Raw genomic sequence first — 16,740 nt, 5'->3', positions numbered from 1 at the left:
GCCCCGTCGCATCGCTGGCTGGGTCATTCCTTGGGATCGATTGTGCCGCAAGCAATTCGACCACCCGCGTCACCGGTGGTCATGGTCTTCTCGTCGGCCGGCGGGCTGTAGCGCGACGGGATGTTGCCGAAGTTGTCGGGCAGCGCGTGGATCACGATCGACTTGCCGACGATGTCGCTCAGCTGCACGGCATCGGTGGTGGTGACCGTCGTCCCGGTGCCGTTCTTCAGCACGTTCAACGAGATCAGATCGCCGCTGGCCGGATGTCCGGTGTGCCCGGCGACCTGCAGATGTCCGCCCGCGCTGATGAACGGTTCGGAGCCCGACGGATCGCAGACGCCGTTGGAATGGATGTGCAGACCGTGGAACCCCGCGGGGATGCCCTGGGTCACCTCGACGCTCACCCGTACGCCGCTGCCGGTCGGCGTGAACGTCGCGGTACCCACTACATTGTTCTTGGTGTCGGTCAGCTTGGCCACCGCCGCCACCTTCTCCGACGCACCGTCGGTCGCCTTCACGTCTCCGGGCGGCGCCTGAATCCCGGTCACCACCGACGGCGTCGTGCCCGCGACATCACTGGGCACCTGCCCGCTGCTACATGCCGCGACGCCCAGTGCGGCGACACCGGTCGCGCCGACCGCCGCGGCGGCCCGGACCCAGGTGCGAGTCATTCGAGAAGTGGTGTGTGTTGCCGACCGATTCTTCGCTGACCGATTATTCACTGCGCACTCCTTGCGGGATGGATTTTCCAGGGACCTCGCCTGCAGATCTTACGAGCGCGCGACCACGATGACGGGGATTCCGTAGGCACACTGCGTGAAACTCGACGGGCGTTCCTCGACCGCGGAGATATTCATGTCCTTCGCCACCTTCTGCGCTTCCGCCTTGGTGTTCCCGGCGTCGCCGTCGCTGTCGTAGAAGACGGTGTTCTCGCTGAAGCTCGACGTCGTGAGGTTCGCGGGCGACGCCAGGTGATAGCCCTTGGCCTTCAGCTCGTCGGTCACCTCGCGGGCCAGCCCGTGCACCGAGCCGGCGTTGAACACGCACAGTTTCACCGTGGTCGACGCGGCAGCTGACGTCGGCGCCGCCGACGTCACCGGCGTCGAGGTGATGGGTGCGCTCGCACCGGCCCGATCCAAGGCCTGTTCAGGATCTTTGCCGCTGGTGACCGCGCTGTGCCAGCCCAGTCCGATACAGGCGACCGCGATGGCGAGCAGCAACATGGCCCCCGCGCGCAACGGAAGATGATTGGGTTCGCGATCAGCATTCATCATCGCAACTTTAACTCACGCCACAGCACAGGCTGGTGCCTCCCGGCGCCTGCCGGTCACGATCGTGAGGCAGTCGACACCGCGTCGCTTACGTGACGTCGAATCCGAGGCGCCGCGCGGCACGCGCCTTCTGCCGCGAAGCGCGCAGGCGGCGTAGACGCTTGACCAGCATCGGATCGGCCGCCAACGCCTCCGGGCGATCGACGAGAGCGTTGAGCAACTGGTAGTAACGGGTGGCCGACAGATCGAAGAGCTCTTTGATCGCATCTTCTTTGGCACCCGCGTACTTCCACCACTGACGCTCGAAGGCGAGAATGTCACGTTCGCGGCGCGACAGACCATCCTCCCCTACCTCGTGAGGGTCTACCCGCGACGGTGTGGCGGTGTTGATCGCGGGCTGGATCAGATCACCATGATTCTGACTGTGCGCTGCTGCGCTGTCCATCTCGCTCCCTGAAAGAATCGCTCGGTGAAAAACCTTCACACCGCCGGTCACGACCCGCTGACCTGGGTATTGTCGCCGAAATTCGCACTTCGGCAGACGCTACTGGTCCGAGCACCACGGGTTAATCACAGCAATGTTGTTCGCTAGATATCTAACCACGGCGCGCAATGTAGATCGGCTAATGACTCGCCCGGAATTACCATTCGCATCAACATCCGGGCGGCACAACCGCACAGCGTAATCTGTGTGACCATGGCTATCCTCCCGATCTGTATCGTCGGCGAACCCGTACTGCACCGTCCAACCGAATTAGTCGCACTCGACGCCGACGGCAAGCCCTCCGCCCAGGACGTCGCGCTGCTCGACGACATGTACGAAACGATGGACAAGGCCAACGGCGTGGGACTGGCCGCCAATCAGGTCGGCGTGGCCAAGCGGATGTTCGTCTACGACTGCCCGGCTGGCGAGAATCGATCGGCGGCGCGCGAGCGCGGCGAGGTGATCAATCCGGTCCTGGAGACCTCGGAGATCCCCGAGACCATGCCCGACCCGGACGACAACGACGAAGGCTGCCTGTCGGTGCCGGGCGAGCAGTTTCCCACCGGCCGCGCCGACTGGGCGCGGGTGACCGGCGTCGACCGCAACGGCGACGCGGTGGTCGTCGAGGGCCACGGATTCTTCGCCCGGATGTTGCAGCATGAGACCGGTCATCTCGACGGCTTCCTCTACGTCGACGTCCTCGTCGGGCGCAACGCGCGTGCCGCGAAGAAGGCGATCAAGAAGAACGGCTGGGGCGTGCCCGGCCTCACCTGGACGCCGGGCTCGGTCTCCGACCCTTTCGGCTGGGATGACTGACCGCCCCCTTGATCTCACGGGGCTCTATCTCGGCGACCGGGTGGTTGTGCGCTATCGCGTCGACGATCGGCACCTCACCGACGTGACGGGCCTGTTGCGCGACGCCGATGATCCGATCGTCGTCGAAGGCACCGGCCCCAAGGACCGTGGGGCGTGGGTCGAAGTTCGACGCTCCGCGGTCACGTCGGTCCGGCTGCTGTCGTATGTCACGGTCCGCAATTCGCAGATCCGCTCGCTCGCCGAATCGCTCGCCCGCGCATCGGCGGTGCACACCGAACTGCACGCCGGTTGGCTACTGCGTTCGGAAAGCACTGCACCACTGGAGAATTCGGCGCTGCCCATCGGCGTCGACGCCCGTGCCGACGCCGAGTCGCTGCGCGCGATCGCCGATTGGTACCACCAGCGTGACCTGCGACCCTTGCTCGCGTTGCCCGATCGACTCATTCCCGACGCCCACGTGAGCGGGTCTCGGGTAGGCCCACCGATGCACGCGCTGGTGCTTCCCGACGACCCGTCGGCGGCGGTCCTCGTCGACGCCACCGACGTCGCCCGCGGTAGTGCACTGCGTGCCGACGGCTTCCGCCTGCACCACGTGCGGCACCACGTCCACCTCGACACGTACGGTGATGCGTGATGTCTGCCGAAACCTCACCCACACCACGTCCGCAGTCGGCCGCCACCGTCGCACGCAACCGGCGCAAGTCGCTTGCGTCGGCGATCGCCGTCGTGATCATCGTGTTGATCTGCGGCGCCGTATGGCTGGTCGCACATCGCAGCGGTGCGTCGAGCACGGCGAAAACGGCCACAGCGTCGACGTCGACGTCGAAGAACGCAGCCGGCAAACCCAGCTCGACGAAAACCACCGGGAAAACCACCGCGGCGTCGGGCGTACCGGCCCGGGTAACCGCAACACTCGCCTTGATCGACGCCGGCCGTTGGCCCGACGCCGCGAACGCCCCCGGCACCCAGGGCGGCCGGTCGTTCCGCAACGGTGAAGGCCTGCTGCCCCGCACAGACGCGTCGGGCAAGAACATGCGGTATCAGGAGTGGGATGTCAACGCCAAGCGTCCCGGCCGCGGCCGCGACGCCGAACGCATCATCACCGCGGCCGACGGCAGCGCGTGGTACACCCTCGACCACTACCGCACCTTCATCAAGATTCGGGGACCCAACTCGTGAGCCGCACAACCACTTTCGACGAGTTCCTGAGCTCCGACGCCGTCGTTGCGCTGCACAGCGCCGACGCCCCCGCACTGCCGGAGACACTTCGCGTCGTCGACGGCACGGCGATGACCGACCTCGCGGGCGTGTATTCGCAGTTCGCCACCGCGTGGGCGTTCCCCGACTATTTCGGCCGCAACAAGGACGCCTTCGACGACTGCATGCGCGACCTCGCCGGGTCGCCGCTGATCACCGAGATCACCGACGCCCAGCGACTTCTTCTCGACGAGCCGCGCCAGCTGCGGTGGTTCGCCGCAGCACTGGAGTTCTACGCGCACAGTTACCGTGCGCAGGAGCCCGCGGTCAGATTCGCGGTGGTGCTCAGCGCCCCCGCCGACCTCCGCGCCACCGTCGCCCGCCGCTGGCGCGCCGTCGACGTCGAGCCGATCCTGTTGGGGGACTGAGCATCATGCGCATCGCGACGTGGAACGTCAATTCGATTCGGGCCCGGTCGGAGATGGTCGTCGAGTGGTTGACCACCAACGACATCGACGTTCTCGCCATGCAGGAGACCAAGTGCGACAACGGCGAATTCCCGTCGATGAGTTTCGCGGTGGCCGGCTACGACGTCGCCTACGTGGGCAGCGGCGGGCGTAATGGAGTGGCCCTGGCCTCACGGACCATCCTGGAGGACATCGAAACGTCGTTCCCCGGTCAGCCCTCATTCCCCGACGGCCCCGCCGGCGAGCTGGAAGCCCGTGCCATCTCGGCGCGCTGCGGTCCCATGCGGGTGTGGAGCCTGTACGTTCCCAACGGTCGCGGCATCGACGACCCGCATTACGCGTACAAGCTGAAATGGCTTACCGCACTTCGGGATATCGCGTCGTTGTGGACGGTGCACGACCCGGCCGCGCAGATCATGCTCGCCGGCGACTGGAACATCGCCCCGACCGACGACGACGTCTGGGACGCCGCCTACTTCGACGGCAAGACTCATGTGACCGATGCCGAACGGAATACCCTGCGGGAGTTCGTCGAAACGGGATTCATCGACTCCGCGGAGCCCTTCGCCGGCCACGCGTACACCTTCTGGGATTACACGCAGTTGCGGTTCCCGCGCAACGAGGGCATGCGCATCGACTACGCGATGTGCTCGCCGGCCCTCGACGACCGCATCACCGGCGCGTGGGTCGACCGCGACGCCCGAAAACTCAAGGGCGCCAGCGATCATGCGCCGGTGGTCTTCGAAATCGGGATCGGCTAGTAGCAGCGTCGTGCCGGACGACTTTCTGATCGCCCGCAACCCCGAAGAGGATTCGACGCTGCCCTACCTGTTGCGGATCCCACTGGGCCCCGACGACGCCGAGATCATCGACCGCATACCGGTGCGGTACGCGACGACACCGTTTCGTTCCCGGCAGATGTGCGAGCGTCAGGCGTCGATCTTCGCGAGGTCGGCGGCGGTCTCGCCCTCCACGGAGTTCAGGAAAGCATCGATCACCGGCCAGGTGTGCACAACTGCGTCGGGTCCCGCCAGCAATCCGAGGTGGCTCGACTCGACGGTTTCGAATTCGATGCGCGGCGCCCCGGTGAGCACGTCGAAGCCATGACGCGCGGCGGGCCAGCTGCACAGCGCATCACGGTGGCTGCCGAACAGTTGCACGGGGACGCAGATGTCGGCGAGGTCGACTCCGAGCTCACCGAAGGTCACCTCACCCGTGCGGAGTCGGTTGCGGTAGATGAACTGTTCCCACATCTGCTCGGTCAACTTGCCCGGGTAGCCGGGAAAGGTCCGCTGGAACCGGTTGATCACTTCCATCCGGCGCAACGTGTCGGTATTGCGGAGGTTCTGCAGGATGAAGAGCGGTTTGCGCAGCTCACGCCGCAACGACGTCGAGCGGTAGGCGATCTGAACGACCGGTGCCGGGATGCCGCCGAGCAGTCGCAACGGGATCAGCGGCGCCTTGCCCGCGGTGGGCCGCATCAGTCCGCGCAATTGCTTGTAGCCGAACAGTGCGTCGTAGTCGAGCGGCGTCGCGATCGCGGTGACCGAGCGGATCGACGAGTCGCCGCGCTTGCCCGCGACCGCGGCGGTGAGTAGCGACAGCGTCCCGCCGAGACTCCACGCGACCAGATCGACCCGCTCAGCGCCCGCGTCGGCCAGTACCCGCTCAATCGCCTCCGGGATGATGTCGAGGATGAAGTCTTCGAAGCCCATGCCCCGATCCGCGTAGCCGATCTCCCCGAAGTCGACGACGTACGGCGTCCGGCCGGTTTCGCGGAAGTGCTCGACCAGCGAGAACTCGTCGGACAGGTCGTAGCAGGTCGCGGGTGCCGCAATCGGCGGGACGAGCAGCACCGGCGGCCCCGCAGGGTCCCCGTAACGACGAAGAGTGCGGTGCGGATCGTCGACGAGCACCGTGTGTTCGGTGCGCCGCTGCGGACTGACTCCGTCACCGAAAGTCAGCGCCCAGAGATTCCGGGCGCCCTCGCTGACTGTGTCGGTATCGAAAAATGGCATGTCGTTCCCCCTCGGGCCGGCAGATCGTTGACCATTATCACCAGCGGTAGCTCTGAGAGCCCAATCGAGGCTGGGCAAACACGATGCGACATCGGACACATCCACCCTTGCAGCTAAGGTAAGCCTTATGAAACTTTCTGTCGCCGGGATCGTCTCGACTTACTCCTTCGCCGACGACGTCAAGTGCCTGCTGACGCGCTCGGGTGCGGTGATCCTGCCCTACCGCGAGCGGCTCGACGCGTTGTCGGCAGATCAGGTGGCGTTGCTGCGCCAGCTCAACGGCGGTTCGGCGACCGTCGGCGACGACGCCCCGCCGAGCACGCTGGAACTGATCAGCCGGCTCAGCTCATTGGGCGCGGTGCGCACAACGGTCGCCGCAGGTGATCGAAAGCTGTACTCGCTCAACCCCTTCCGCGCGCCCTCCACCGAACGCCCAACGCAGGCACCCCCGTCGGTCGCGCCGTCACGGTTTACCGTCGTCCGACGATGCGGCGCAGCCGTTGTCGCGGAGAACCCGATGTCGTGGTGCGACATCACCTTTCACGACTCCGCCGCACTGTCGGCGCTGTTCGGACTCGACGACGCCGCACTCGACGCCGACGTCGTGGCCCGACTCCGCGCCGACGCACTGTGGGCAGGGCATCTGTCGGAGCCCGCCGTCGAAGACGCAGAATTTCGCACCCGTAGCTGGAGCCCGCACGAACTCTGGTTTCACCGACGCAGCACGGTGGGAAATCGATTGCGCGGCAATGCATTCGCGCACTTCGGCCCCACTCGATGGGCGGATGGACGAGGTTTCGAACCGTTGCCGGCTCGACGCGACGCCTTTCCCGGCGCGACCGTCGAATTGCCGCGCCCCGACCTGGACGCGCTGCGCGAGCGCGACATCACCCTCACCGCGGCGATCGAGGACCGACGGTCGGTGCGCTCGTTCGACGACGACAACCCCGTCTCCCTGGACCAGCTCGCCGAACTCCTCTACCGCAGTTCACGCACCAGGTCGGTGACGACCATCGGCCCGCAGCGCGCGGTGCCCGAGGAGCTCCCCTCGCGCCCGTATCCGTCCGGTGGGTCGCTGTACGAGACCGAGATCTACTTGGTCGTGCGCCTCGCGGCAGGGCTGGATTCCGGTCTCTACCACTATGATTCACTCGATCACGTCCTGCGTCGCGTCGCCGACTACGACCATCCCGCGGTGGCCGATCTGATCGCCCCGTCCGCGGTGACGCTGGCCGACGGCCGCCAACCGCAGGTGCTGCTGATCCCAGCCGCCCGAGTGGGCCGAATCATGTGGACCTACGAGCAGATGCCCTACGCGGTGATCATGAAACACGTTGGGGTGCTTACCCAGACCCTGTACCTGATCGCGACGTCAATGGGCCTCGGCGGAGTAGCCCAAGGGTACGTGGACACCCAGGCATTCGCGGCCGCGACCGGCAACGACGAGTTGGTGGAGTGCGGCGTGGGCAGTTTCGTGGTGGGGTCCGTGCGGGCCTGACGCCCGTCGCCAGCGTGTGCCCCCGCTTCGCCCAACGCACCCTGGCAATGAGTGCGGCCATTCGGCCCAACGGGATCGTCGGCGCCCGAACCCGACGCTCACTGATCGCCGACGACCACTAACCCACTGACCCTAGGTTGCGGACTGGTTCTTTGGTCGAGGTGACCCGACTCACCGAGGAACTGTCTCGACGGGTCGATGGCCGAGTTCGCGACCCAGTTGATGTCCACCCTGACCGGGCACCTGACACCGGCGGGGCGGGCGGTGGTCGAGGTGCTGGATGATCAGTGGACGACCGTCATCATCCCCGACGGCCCCGATAAGGGGCGGGTCGGGTGGATCGACCCCACGCCCGGCGGCCTCGTCGCGGCGCCCGCCCCGACCTACTTGCGCGCCGCGAACGAATCCTTCAACGCCGCCAGCGCATCCGCGCCCAGACCGGAGACCGACATCGGCGCCGTCGGCTCCGGTGCGGGTGCGACCGCTGCACCGTCCGCCTCGACGTCGGCATACTTCTCCGGATGTGCGATCGCATCGTCGACGACGGCCGCCAGCTCGTCGATGGTGAAGTGTTCGAACACCATTCGCGGGGTGAGCGGCAATCCTTCCTGGATCGCCCGGGCAGCCCACCCGATGGCGATGACACTGTCGCCGCCGAGCGCGAAGAAGCCGTCGTCGCGGGTCACACCGTCGATCTCGAGCAACTCTTCGAGCAGCGCGATGAGCCGGCGTTCGGTGTCCGTCGTCTCCGTGACCTCGACGACCACCGGCGCGACCGACCGCGCTGCCCGGTGGATGACGACCGACCGCGAGCTGTCCCACTGTCCCGGAAGAACATCCAATTGGCTCAGCGGTGTGTCGGACTGTTCGACGAACGCGCCGAGCACGTTGACCGCGGTGTCGACGAAGAACTCCCCCGTCTGCGCATCGTAGAGGTCGGTGTTGGTGATGACGCGAAGGACCAGGTCGCCGCTGCGCTCCAGCTGATAGTCGAAGTGAACGTCCATGAACGACACCTCGTAGAACTTCGACACATCCCGATAGGTGATGGCACCGTCGGCGGTGAAGTTCTCCGACGCCGGGATGTCACGCACATGCATCATCGTCTGACACAACGGATTTCGCGACAGTGATCGCTTCGGGTTCAGCGTCTCGACGAGCCGCTCGAACGGTACGCCCTGGTGGCCGAGCGAATCGAGTGACGACTCACGGACACGATCGAGGAGCGCACGTGGCGTCGGATCGGCGCTGAGGTCGCTGCGCACGACGATGACATTGGCGAACAGCCCGACGACGTTCTCCGTCGGTTCGCTGAGCCGGTTGGCCACCGCGGCGCCGATCGCCAGATCCTCGCCCGCACCAAGGGCATTCATCACTGTCACACCGATGGCGTGGCACAGCATGAACGGCGTGACAGCCGCCGAGTCAGCCATCCCCAACGCGCGCTGCCACACCCGCGCGGGCACTCGACGCTCCGCGACGTTGCCGTGGTGGCCGAGAACCGGCGGCCGCGGACGATCGTGCCCGACGTTGATCTCCTCCGGCAGGCCGTCCAGTTTGGCGCGCCAGAAGTCCAACTGAGCCTCGCCGACGGTGCTGACTTCACGCCCGACACGGTCGAAGACCTCCCGCTGCCAGATTGCGAAGGCAACGAACTGCACCTCCAGCGGCGCCCAGTCTGGTTGTGCACCAGCCGATCTCGCGGCGTACGCGGTCATCAGATCACCGATGAAGACTTCACACGAACTGCGGTCGGCGATGATGTGGTGCATCAGTATGGAAAGCACACAGTCGTCGTCGCCGCGGACCAGCAGGCGCAGCCGCAGCGAGCTCTCCGCCGTCAGATCGAAGACATACTTCGCGTCGACGTCGAGTTCGCGGTCCAGCTCGGCTTCGCTGTCCACGTCGATCACCGGAATATCCAGTGGTGCAACAGGATGCACACGCTGGTAGGGCGTTCCCTCGTGCTCGGGGAACGTCGTCCGCAATGACTCGTGCCGTTCGACGACGTCGGCGAGCGCCGCGAACAGCGCGTCACGATCCAGCGGTCCCTCCAGTCGAATCGGGAAGGTGACGTTCTCGCCGTCGATCGGTCCCTCCATCCGCCGCTGCAACCAGTACGCACGTTGCGAGTACGACAGCGGCGGATACTCCGGCCGTTCCCGGACCGTCGGCACCGATCCCGGACCGTCGACCGCGGGAGCTTCATCCGACTCCGGACCGAACTCGTCCACATCGTCGAGATCCAGGCCGAACTCGTCGAGGAACATCGCCACCAGAACTTCGGCCAGCGCGCTGACGGTCGGATGATCGAAGGGCACTCGCAGATCCAGTTCGAAGCCGAACTCGGAACGGATCATGGTGATCAGCCGCGCGGCGAGCATCGAATGTCCACCGAGATCGAAGAATGAATCGTCGGCGCCCACGCGCTCGATGCCGAACAGGGTGGCGAACAGACCGGCGATGCGGATCTCGGTGGGAGTGCTCGGCTGCCGGTACGCGCTCGCTTCGATCAGCTCGACCTCGGGCAGCGCCCGCTTGTCGAGTTTGCCGTGCGCGGTCAGCGGTACCTCGTCGATGGCGACGAAACTCGCCGGGACCATGTGCTCGGGCAATCGTTCGGCAACGTAGGACCGCACCGCGGCGAGGTCGGCCGTACCCACGACGTACGCGGCGAGCGCCGGCCCGCTGACCGGGTGGTCGACCACGACCACCACCGCATGCGCGACGTCGGGATGCTCGGAGATTCGTTTGCTCACCTCGCCGAGTTCGATGCGGAAGCCGCGGATCTTGACCTGCTCGTCGGCGCGGCCCAGGAACTCGATCTCGCCCTTGATATTTCGACGCGCGAGATCGCCGGTCCGATACAGGCGCTGCCCGTGCACGAAGGGATCGGCGACGAATCGCTGCGACGTCAACTCCGCCCGGTCGAGATAGCCGCGGGCCAGCTGATTGCCGCCCAGGTAGATCTCACCGCAGACGCCGTTCGGCGTGAGCCGCAGTGACTCGTCGAGAAGATGGAGGGACACGTTTTGATTCGGTACGCCGATGGGGACGATCCCGACGCTCTGCGGCTCGACAACCTCCATGTGGGTCGACGACACCACCGCCTCGGTCGGGCCGTAGTGATTGCGCAGGTGCGCATCGAACTGCGTGGCGAATCGATCGGCCACCTCGCCGGACAGCGCTTCGCCGCCAACAGGTAAGTGCCGCAACGAACTCCAATCCGCGGCTTGCGGCAGCATCAGCAGCGTGGCGAGCATCGAGGGCACCATGTGCAACACGGTCACCCGCTCGCGGGCGACGAGGTCCGCGACGTGGGCGATGTCACGGAAGGCGTTCGGCTTCGGCACGACGACGGTAGCGCCCGCCGTCAGCGTCACGTAGATGTCGAGTAGCGAGGCGTCGAAGCTGACCGACGTCGACTGCAAGACGCGGTCGGCCGGTGTCAGCTCCCATTCGGCGTCGAAGCCGAGCAGATGCTCGGCGATCGCGTTGTGCGGCACCGGAACTCCCTTGGGCCGTCCCGTCGACCCCGACGTGTAGATCACGTAGGCGGTGTTCGCCGCACGCAGCGGCCGCACGCGATCGGCATCCGTCGGATCGGCGTCGGAGAGCGCGGCGGCCTCCGCGAGCGCTACCGCGTAACTGTCGGCGTCGAGTTCCAGCACGGGTTCGGCGTCGGAGCGCAGGTAATCGATGCGGTCGTCCGGGTAGGCCGGGTCGATCGGCAGGTAAGCCGCACCGGCTTTCAGGACCGCGGCCGTGGCGACGATGAACTCCACCGATGTCGCCAAGCGCAGGGCAACGACATCCTCGGCGCCGACGCCGCGCCCGATCATCCAGTGCGCCAGCTGATTTGCCCGCGCATTGAACTGGGCATAGGTGAGCCGTTCGTTATCGGACACCACGGCCTCTGCGTCCGGGGAAACCGCCACCGACCGGGCCAGCACGTCGACGATCGTCGTCGCGGGGGTGTCGACCAGTTGCCCGTACGACGCCGCGAGCAGATCCGCGCGGCCCGCCGCACCAAGAATGTCGATGTCGCGCAACGGTTGTCGGGGATCGGCGACCGCCGCGTCGAGCAATCGCACGTAATGTGACAGGAACTGCTCGACGAGCCCGGAGTCGAGGGCTGCGGTCTGGTAGGTCGCCTCCACGCGCGCGCCCGCACCGTCGGCGACGATCAGCAACCCCAGTTCCTCTGCGGCGACCGGACTGTGCCACGGCAGTTCGGTCGCCGTCACCGCATCGAAGTCGAATCCGTTGGCGGCGCTCCGATTACTGAAGCTCACTGCGACGAGCTGCGCGATCGCGTCGCGGCCGCCGGCACGGTCCGGGTTCACCTCCCGCACGACTTCATCCACGCCGGCCCCCTGGTGGGCGAAAGCCCCCGCGGATGCCTCTCGGACCCGGTCCACGAGATCGGTGAAGGTCTCCGCGGCGTGGACGTCGGCTCGCAGGAGAACCGTGTTGCCGAAGTAGCCGATCAGTTCCTCTGCTCCCGGGCCCCGGTCGACGACGGGAATCGACACCAGAAAGTCGTCGGCCGCGGTGTAGCGCTGCACGGCGGCTTCGAACGCGGCGAGCAGCACGGTGAACGGAGTCGTCGCGTGGGCGCGCGCGAGCGCGCCGACCCGGTCGACCAGCTCGGCGGGCAACTGCCGCGCCACCGTACGAGCCGCGCGCGAGTCGGAGACTCCCCGTACGCCAGGCAGTTCCAGCCGCGGCGGCAGCGGCGTCAGCACGGCGGTCCAGTACTCGAGATCGGCGGCGCCGGTGTCGGGAACCGCGAGTGCCACGTCGACATACTGTCCCGACGGCGCGGACAGCACACCCCGATAGGCGGCATTCACCTGTGCGAAGAAGGCCGGCCACGACGCATCGTCCCACGCGACGTGATGCACGACGAGAACCAGCACGTGCTCGTCGACGCCGGTGCGCACCAGCGACGCTCGAATCGGTACGTCGACGGCCAGGTCGAACGGTCGCCCGAACTGCACCCGCGCGAACTCGTCAGCCGCGGCGGACGGGTCGGTCGCCGACGCCAGATCCTCATACCGCCAAGGCAACTCGGCTGCGGCACGGTGCAGCTGGAACGGTTCGCCGGCAGCGTCGACGCCGTAAACGGTACGCAGGATCTCGTTGGCCGCGACCACGGATTCCAGCGCGGCTCGCAGCTTGTCGACGTCGAGCGCGCCGACCAGTCGATAACCGACGCACACATTGAGCGTGGTGTCGGCGGGATTCAGGTTCTGCACGAACCACATTCGACGCTGCGCCGCCGACAGCGGGCTCGGCGTGCCCGGCTCGCGTACGGGTCGCGATGCCTCCGGGGCGGCCTTGAGGTTCTGCTCACGGAGGCGGCGCTCCAACAGCGCTTTGCGACGCTGCGCGGTGGTGTCGGTCATTACCGTCCTTCGGTTGTCTGGGTGAGCATGTCAGCGACCTCGTCGTCGGTGAGTTCGACGATGTCGCAGTAGATTTCGGCGACGGCGTCGAGTCTGCCCGGGTCGGTCGATCGGGCGATCATCCGCTCGGCTAGTCCGGCGATGGTGCGCCCGAGGAACAGGTCGCCGACGGAGATCTCCTGTGTATCAAGGCTTTCCATGATCGCCGCGACAGCCGTCGTGGCCCGCACGGAGTCACCGCCGAGGAAGAAGAAATCGTCGGTGCGGCCGACTCGCTCCAGGCCCAGATTCTCCGCGACGATCAGCGCCAGAGCGCGTTCGACAACCGTGGCCGGCTCGACGTACTCGTCGCCCGCGGCGCGGTCGGTCAGTTCGAGGATCGCGGTGTCGTCGACTTTTCCGTTGCCGGTCAGCGGAATCGCCTCGGCGATCTCGATCACGTCGGGAATCATGTAGCTCGGGAGCAATTCGGTCAACGCCGAGCGCACCGACGCGCGCAGGGCGTCCGGATCTGCGTCGCCATTCGTCGGTACCACCAGCGCGCACAACCGTGCGGCGCCGCGGCGGCTGTTGATCACGACCGCGGCGTCGGCGACTCCCGTCGCCTTACGTAGCGCGGCGGACACCTCACCCGGCTCGATGCGATAGCCGCGCAGCTTCACCTGTTTGTCGATGCGGCCGAGGAATTCGACCTCGCCGTCGCCGCGGAAGCGAACCAGGTCGCCGGTGCGGTACCAGCGATGCCCCTGGTAGTCGACGAAACGTTGGGCGGTTCGCTCGGGATCGGCGAGGTAGCCGTCGGCGACGCTGGTACCTGCGACCCACAGCTCCCCGGCGACCCAGTCGGGGCAGTCCAAACCGCTGTCGGGGGCCACCACCCGTACGCCCATGCCGCCCAGCGGCCTACCGAAGGGCACCGCCGGATAGTCCGGAATGTCGCGGGGGACAATCGAAATCGTGTGATGGATGGCAGTCTCGGTGCATCCGCCCAGACCGGCGAACGTCACATCGTCAGCGCAGCCGGCGAACACCCGACGAGGCAGGTCGACGCTCACCCGATCACCGCCGACCACGACCGTGCGCACCGTCCGCAACCGATCCGAGCCGTCTGCGGCCGACAGCACCATATCGAGAATGCCTGGGACGCAATACAATTGCGTCACCCCGAAGCGCTCGATGAGTCGGCTGATCCGCTGACCGTCACGACGGGTGTCCTCATCGATCATCACCACCGACGCGCCGACGTCGAACAGTCCGAAGGTGTCCTCGATCGACAGGTCGAATTCCAGCGCCGACAACGCAATCGAGCGATCGCCAGCCACCAGGCCGAAGGCGTCGCGGCATCGTTCGAGGGTGTTCATCACCGCACCGTGCGAGACGACCACTCCCTTGGGTGTGCCGGTCGAGCCGGAGGTGAACAGGATGTAGGCGGGGTCGGTGTCGTCGCCGGTGTGGGGAGCGAGTCCGTCGAGGTCATGAGCGACCGCATCGGCGAGCGGGAGCGCCGTGGACCGATCGTCCTCGGTTCGGGTTGCCGGTCCTGCGACGATCGCGACGTCGACGCCGGCGATCCGCTCCATCTCCCGGCGCCGCGCGACCGGTTGATCCATGCCGATCGGCAGGTAGGTGGCCCCGGCCGCGAGAACACCGATGACGGCGACCAGCTGGTCAGGCCCCTTGGGGATCTGTATCGCCACTGTCGCACCGGGCCCCACTCCGCGGGCGCGCAGCGCCGCGGAGGTTCGCAGCGCCTTCTCGGCGAGTTCGGAGTAGGTCACGAATTCTTCGACGTCGCCGTCGGCGTAGGCCAGCGCCACCGCGTCGGGAGTGGTGGCCGCGAACTCGAAGAACCTCTGGTGCAACAGTTTTCGCGACCGCTGCACCGGCACGAAGTTGGCTTCGGCACGTCGGGTCAGTTGCCGTTGCAGCGGCGAATGCTCAAGGGCCACATCCCAATCGGCGTTATCGGCGAGCAGTCGATCGAGTGCCGCACGGTACGCGTCGAACATGGCATCGATGACGCCGGGCGCAAACGCGTGCTCGCGGACGTCCCAATTGACGAGGAGACCGCCGCCGAGTTCGACGACCTGTGCGTCGAGCGCGACCTGCGGCCCCTGCGAGACGATCCACCCCGGCTCACCGAACTGGCGCAGTACTGATTCATCGAACAGTTCGCCGAGATCGAGGCCACTCGTGTAGACCACCGGAGCGAGCACCGACTCGCCGCGGAACCGGCCGAGGTCGCGGATCACGTCGAGTCCGGGGTACGCGGAATGCAGGGCGCTCGAGTGCAGCGACTCCTGCACTCCGGTGGCGAATTCCACGAATGTCCCGGTACCGGCGGTATCCACTGGGACCATCACCGAGCTGCTGAAGTCGCCGACGAGGGCGTCGACGTCGGCGTGCAACGGCTCGCGGTTGAACAGCGGAAGATTCAGCAGGAATCGCGGCGTCGCCGACCATCGGCCGATCACGTCGGCGAATACCGCGGCCAACACCACCGCGGGAGTCAACCGATGGCGCGCGGCGGCACGGGCGAGCGCGGCGCGCTGGTGCGCGCTGACGTGGTAGTTGCGCCGGGTGGTCAGGTGGGGGTCCGCGCGCTGCGCCTCGGGAACCAACGGAAGCTGCGGCGGATCGGGCAGCTCGTTGAGATGTTCCCGCCACCATGCCTGTTCGCGTTCCCGCTCGGCCGCGGTGACCTGCACCTTGTCGGCGAGATAGTCGCGATACTGGTACTCGATCGGGGCCAGCGTACTGCCCTCCCCCGCGTAGAAGGTCGCGAGGTCTTTCATCAGGGTGCGATAGCTCATCGCGTCGGCGGCGAGCATGTCGACGTCGACGTGCAGTCGCGTTCGCCCGGCCGGCAGCAGGGTCAGCGCGACATCGAAGACGTGACCGTCCGCGACGTCGAGCAGCTGATGGGATTTGGCGTGCCGCAACCGTTCCAGCTCGGCGTCGACGTTCCCGTGGGCACGCAGGTCGTGCACGGTGAACACGTGCGGATGTGCTTGCGCGCCAACGGTTTGCCTGCCGTTCTCGCCGAATCGCGCACGCAGCATCAGGTGTCGCTGCACAAGGTCGGCGACGGCGCCGCGCAGCCGCTCGACATCGACGCCCGCACCGTCGAACTCCGCGTACAGATGCGCCGCGACACCTCCCATCGACTGTTCGCCGCGGCGCCCGACCCAGTAGGCATGCTGCATGGTGGCCAGCGGAAACGAGTCGTCGTCGGTTTCGTCGGGGCGGTCGGCGCTCGGCGCGTCGACAGGTGCCGCCTCTTCGATTCCACTGCCCAACAACACCTTCCACGCGCGCAGGGTGGGGTTCGCCGCAAGACCGGCGAAGTTCACCGCGTGCCCCTGCCCGCGCAGGAAGGACGCGATCCGCATCATTCCGAGCGAACTCAGGCCGGATTCGATGAGATCGTCGGTGTCTGAGATGTTCTCCACTCCGTCGATCAGTCCGTCGAGCAGACCGCGAAGCTTCTCGTCACCGATCGGCTGCACGTGTGTCATTGTTTCCTCCGCGTCGTATCTTCCGGAATGGAATTTAGGTTAGCCTACCTATATTGATGG

At 66.6% G+C, this 16,740-nt stretch carries 12 protein-coding genes; 6 read left to right on the top strand and 6 right to left on the bottom strand.

Features of this window, described 5'->3' with window-relative positions; all coding sequences use genetic code 11:
- Positions 1–23: 23 nt before the first annotated feature.
- From HH308_RS23400 to napA, 3 genes are all read right to left on the bottom strand, one after another.
- Positions 24–671, bottom strand: coding sequence for a superoxide dismutase family protein (locus tag HH308_RS23400; protein ID WP_170196669.1), 648 nt, complete (start codon positions 669–671; stop codon positions 24–26).
- 99 nt (positions 672–770) lie between these two features.
- A complete protein-coding gene (locus HH308_RS23395; RefSeq protein WP_170196689.1) occupies positions 771–1,271 on the bottom strand; it encodes a LytR C-terminal domain-containing protein in 501 nt (166 codons plus the stop codon).
- Between the two features lie 88 nt (positions 1,272–1,359).
- Positions 1,360–1,716, bottom strand: coding sequence for a nucleoid-associated protein NapA (gene napA / locus HH308_RS23390; RefSeq protein ID WP_170196668.1), 357 nt, complete (start codon positions 1,714–1,716; stop codon positions 1,360–1,362).
- Between the two features lie 252 nt (positions 1,717–1,968).
- On the opposite strand from napA, the gene HH308_RS23385 reads away from it, so the two are divergent.
- The 5 genes from HH308_RS23385 to HH308_RS23365 are packed head-to-tail and all read left to right on the top strand — an operon-like array spanning position 1,969 to position 4,996.
- On the top strand, positions 1,969–2,571 hold the full coding sequence (locus HH308_RS23385) for a peptide deformylase (protein ID WP_170196667.1): 603 nt from the start codon (positions 1,969–1,971) through the stop codon (positions 2,569–2,571).
- Complete coding sequence (locus HH308_RS23380; RefSeq protein WP_170196666.1) at positions 2,564–3,205, top strand: GNAT family N-acetyltransferase, cg3035/Rv0428c family; 642 nt, start codon at positions 2,564–2,566, stop codon at positions 3,203–3,205. The genes HH308_RS23385 and HH308_RS23380 overlap by 8 nt, the downstream gene beginning before the upstream one ends.
- Positions 3,205–3,750: a guanyl-specific ribonuclease gene (locus HH308_RS23375; RefSeq protein ID WP_170196665.1), complete on the top strand. Its 546-nt coding sequence runs from the start codon at positions 3,205–3,207 to the stop codon at positions 3,748–3,750. The genes HH308_RS23380 and HH308_RS23375 overlap by 1 nt, the downstream gene beginning before the upstream one ends.
- On the top strand, positions 3,747–4,196 hold the full coding sequence (locus HH308_RS23370; protein ID WP_312870823.1) for a barstar family protein: 450 nt from the start codon (positions 3,747–3,749) through the stop codon (positions 4,194–4,196). Before HH308_RS23375 ends, HH308_RS23370 begins: the two co-directional genes overlap by 4 nt.
- A gap of 5 nt (positions 4,197–4,201) precedes the next feature.
- Positions 4,202–4,996: an exodeoxyribonuclease III gene (locus HH308_RS23365; protein WP_170196664.1), complete on the top strand. Its 795-nt coding sequence runs from the start codon at positions 4,202–4,204 to the stop codon at positions 4,994–4,996.
- A 168-nt stretch (positions 4,997–5,164) separates the two neighbouring features.
- On the opposite strand, the gene HH308_RS23360 is transcribed toward HH308_RS23365, so the two are convergent.
- Positions 5,165–6,253, bottom strand: a complete 1,089-nt coding sequence (locus HH308_RS23360; RefSeq protein ID WP_170196663.1) for an alpha/beta fold hydrolase — start codon at positions 6,251–6,253, stop codon at positions 5,165–5,167.
- Positions 6,254–6,380: 127 nt separating this feature from the next.
- Between HH308_RS23360 and HH308_RS23355 the strand changes: the two genes are divergently transcribed.
- Positions 6,381–7,751, top strand: coding sequence for a SagB family peptide dehydrogenase (locus HH308_RS23355; protein ID WP_170196662.1), 1,371 nt, complete (start codon positions 6,381–6,383; stop codon positions 7,749–7,751).
- A 383-nt stretch (positions 7,752–8,134) separates the two neighbouring features.
- On the opposite strand, the gene HH308_RS23350 is transcribed toward HH308_RS23355, so the two are convergent.
- Positions 8,135–13,162: a non-ribosomal peptide synthetase gene (locus tag HH308_RS23350; protein WP_170196661.1), complete on the bottom strand. Its 5,028-nt coding sequence runs from the start codon at positions 13,160–13,162 to the stop codon at positions 8,135–8,137.
- Positions 13,162–16,680 carry a non-ribosomal peptide synthetase gene (locus tag HH308_RS23345; RefSeq protein ID WP_170196660.1) on the bottom strand — a complete coding sequence of 1,173 codons (3,519 nt, stop codon included), beginning with the start codon at positions 16,678–16,680 and terminating at the stop codon, positions 13,162–13,164. Before HH308_RS23345 ends, HH308_RS23350 begins: the two co-directional genes overlap by 1 nt.
- Positions 16,681–16,740: the final 60 nt, after the last annotated feature.

This window comes from Gordonia asplenii (assembly GCF_012933505.1).
In the GTDB taxonomy this organism is placed as follows: Bacteria; Actinomycetota; Actinomycetes; order Mycobacteriales; family Mycobacteriaceae; genus Gordonia; species Gordonia asplenii.
Note: the sequence above shows the minus strand (reverse complement) of the source record. Positions and strands in the feature narration are given on the sequence as shown.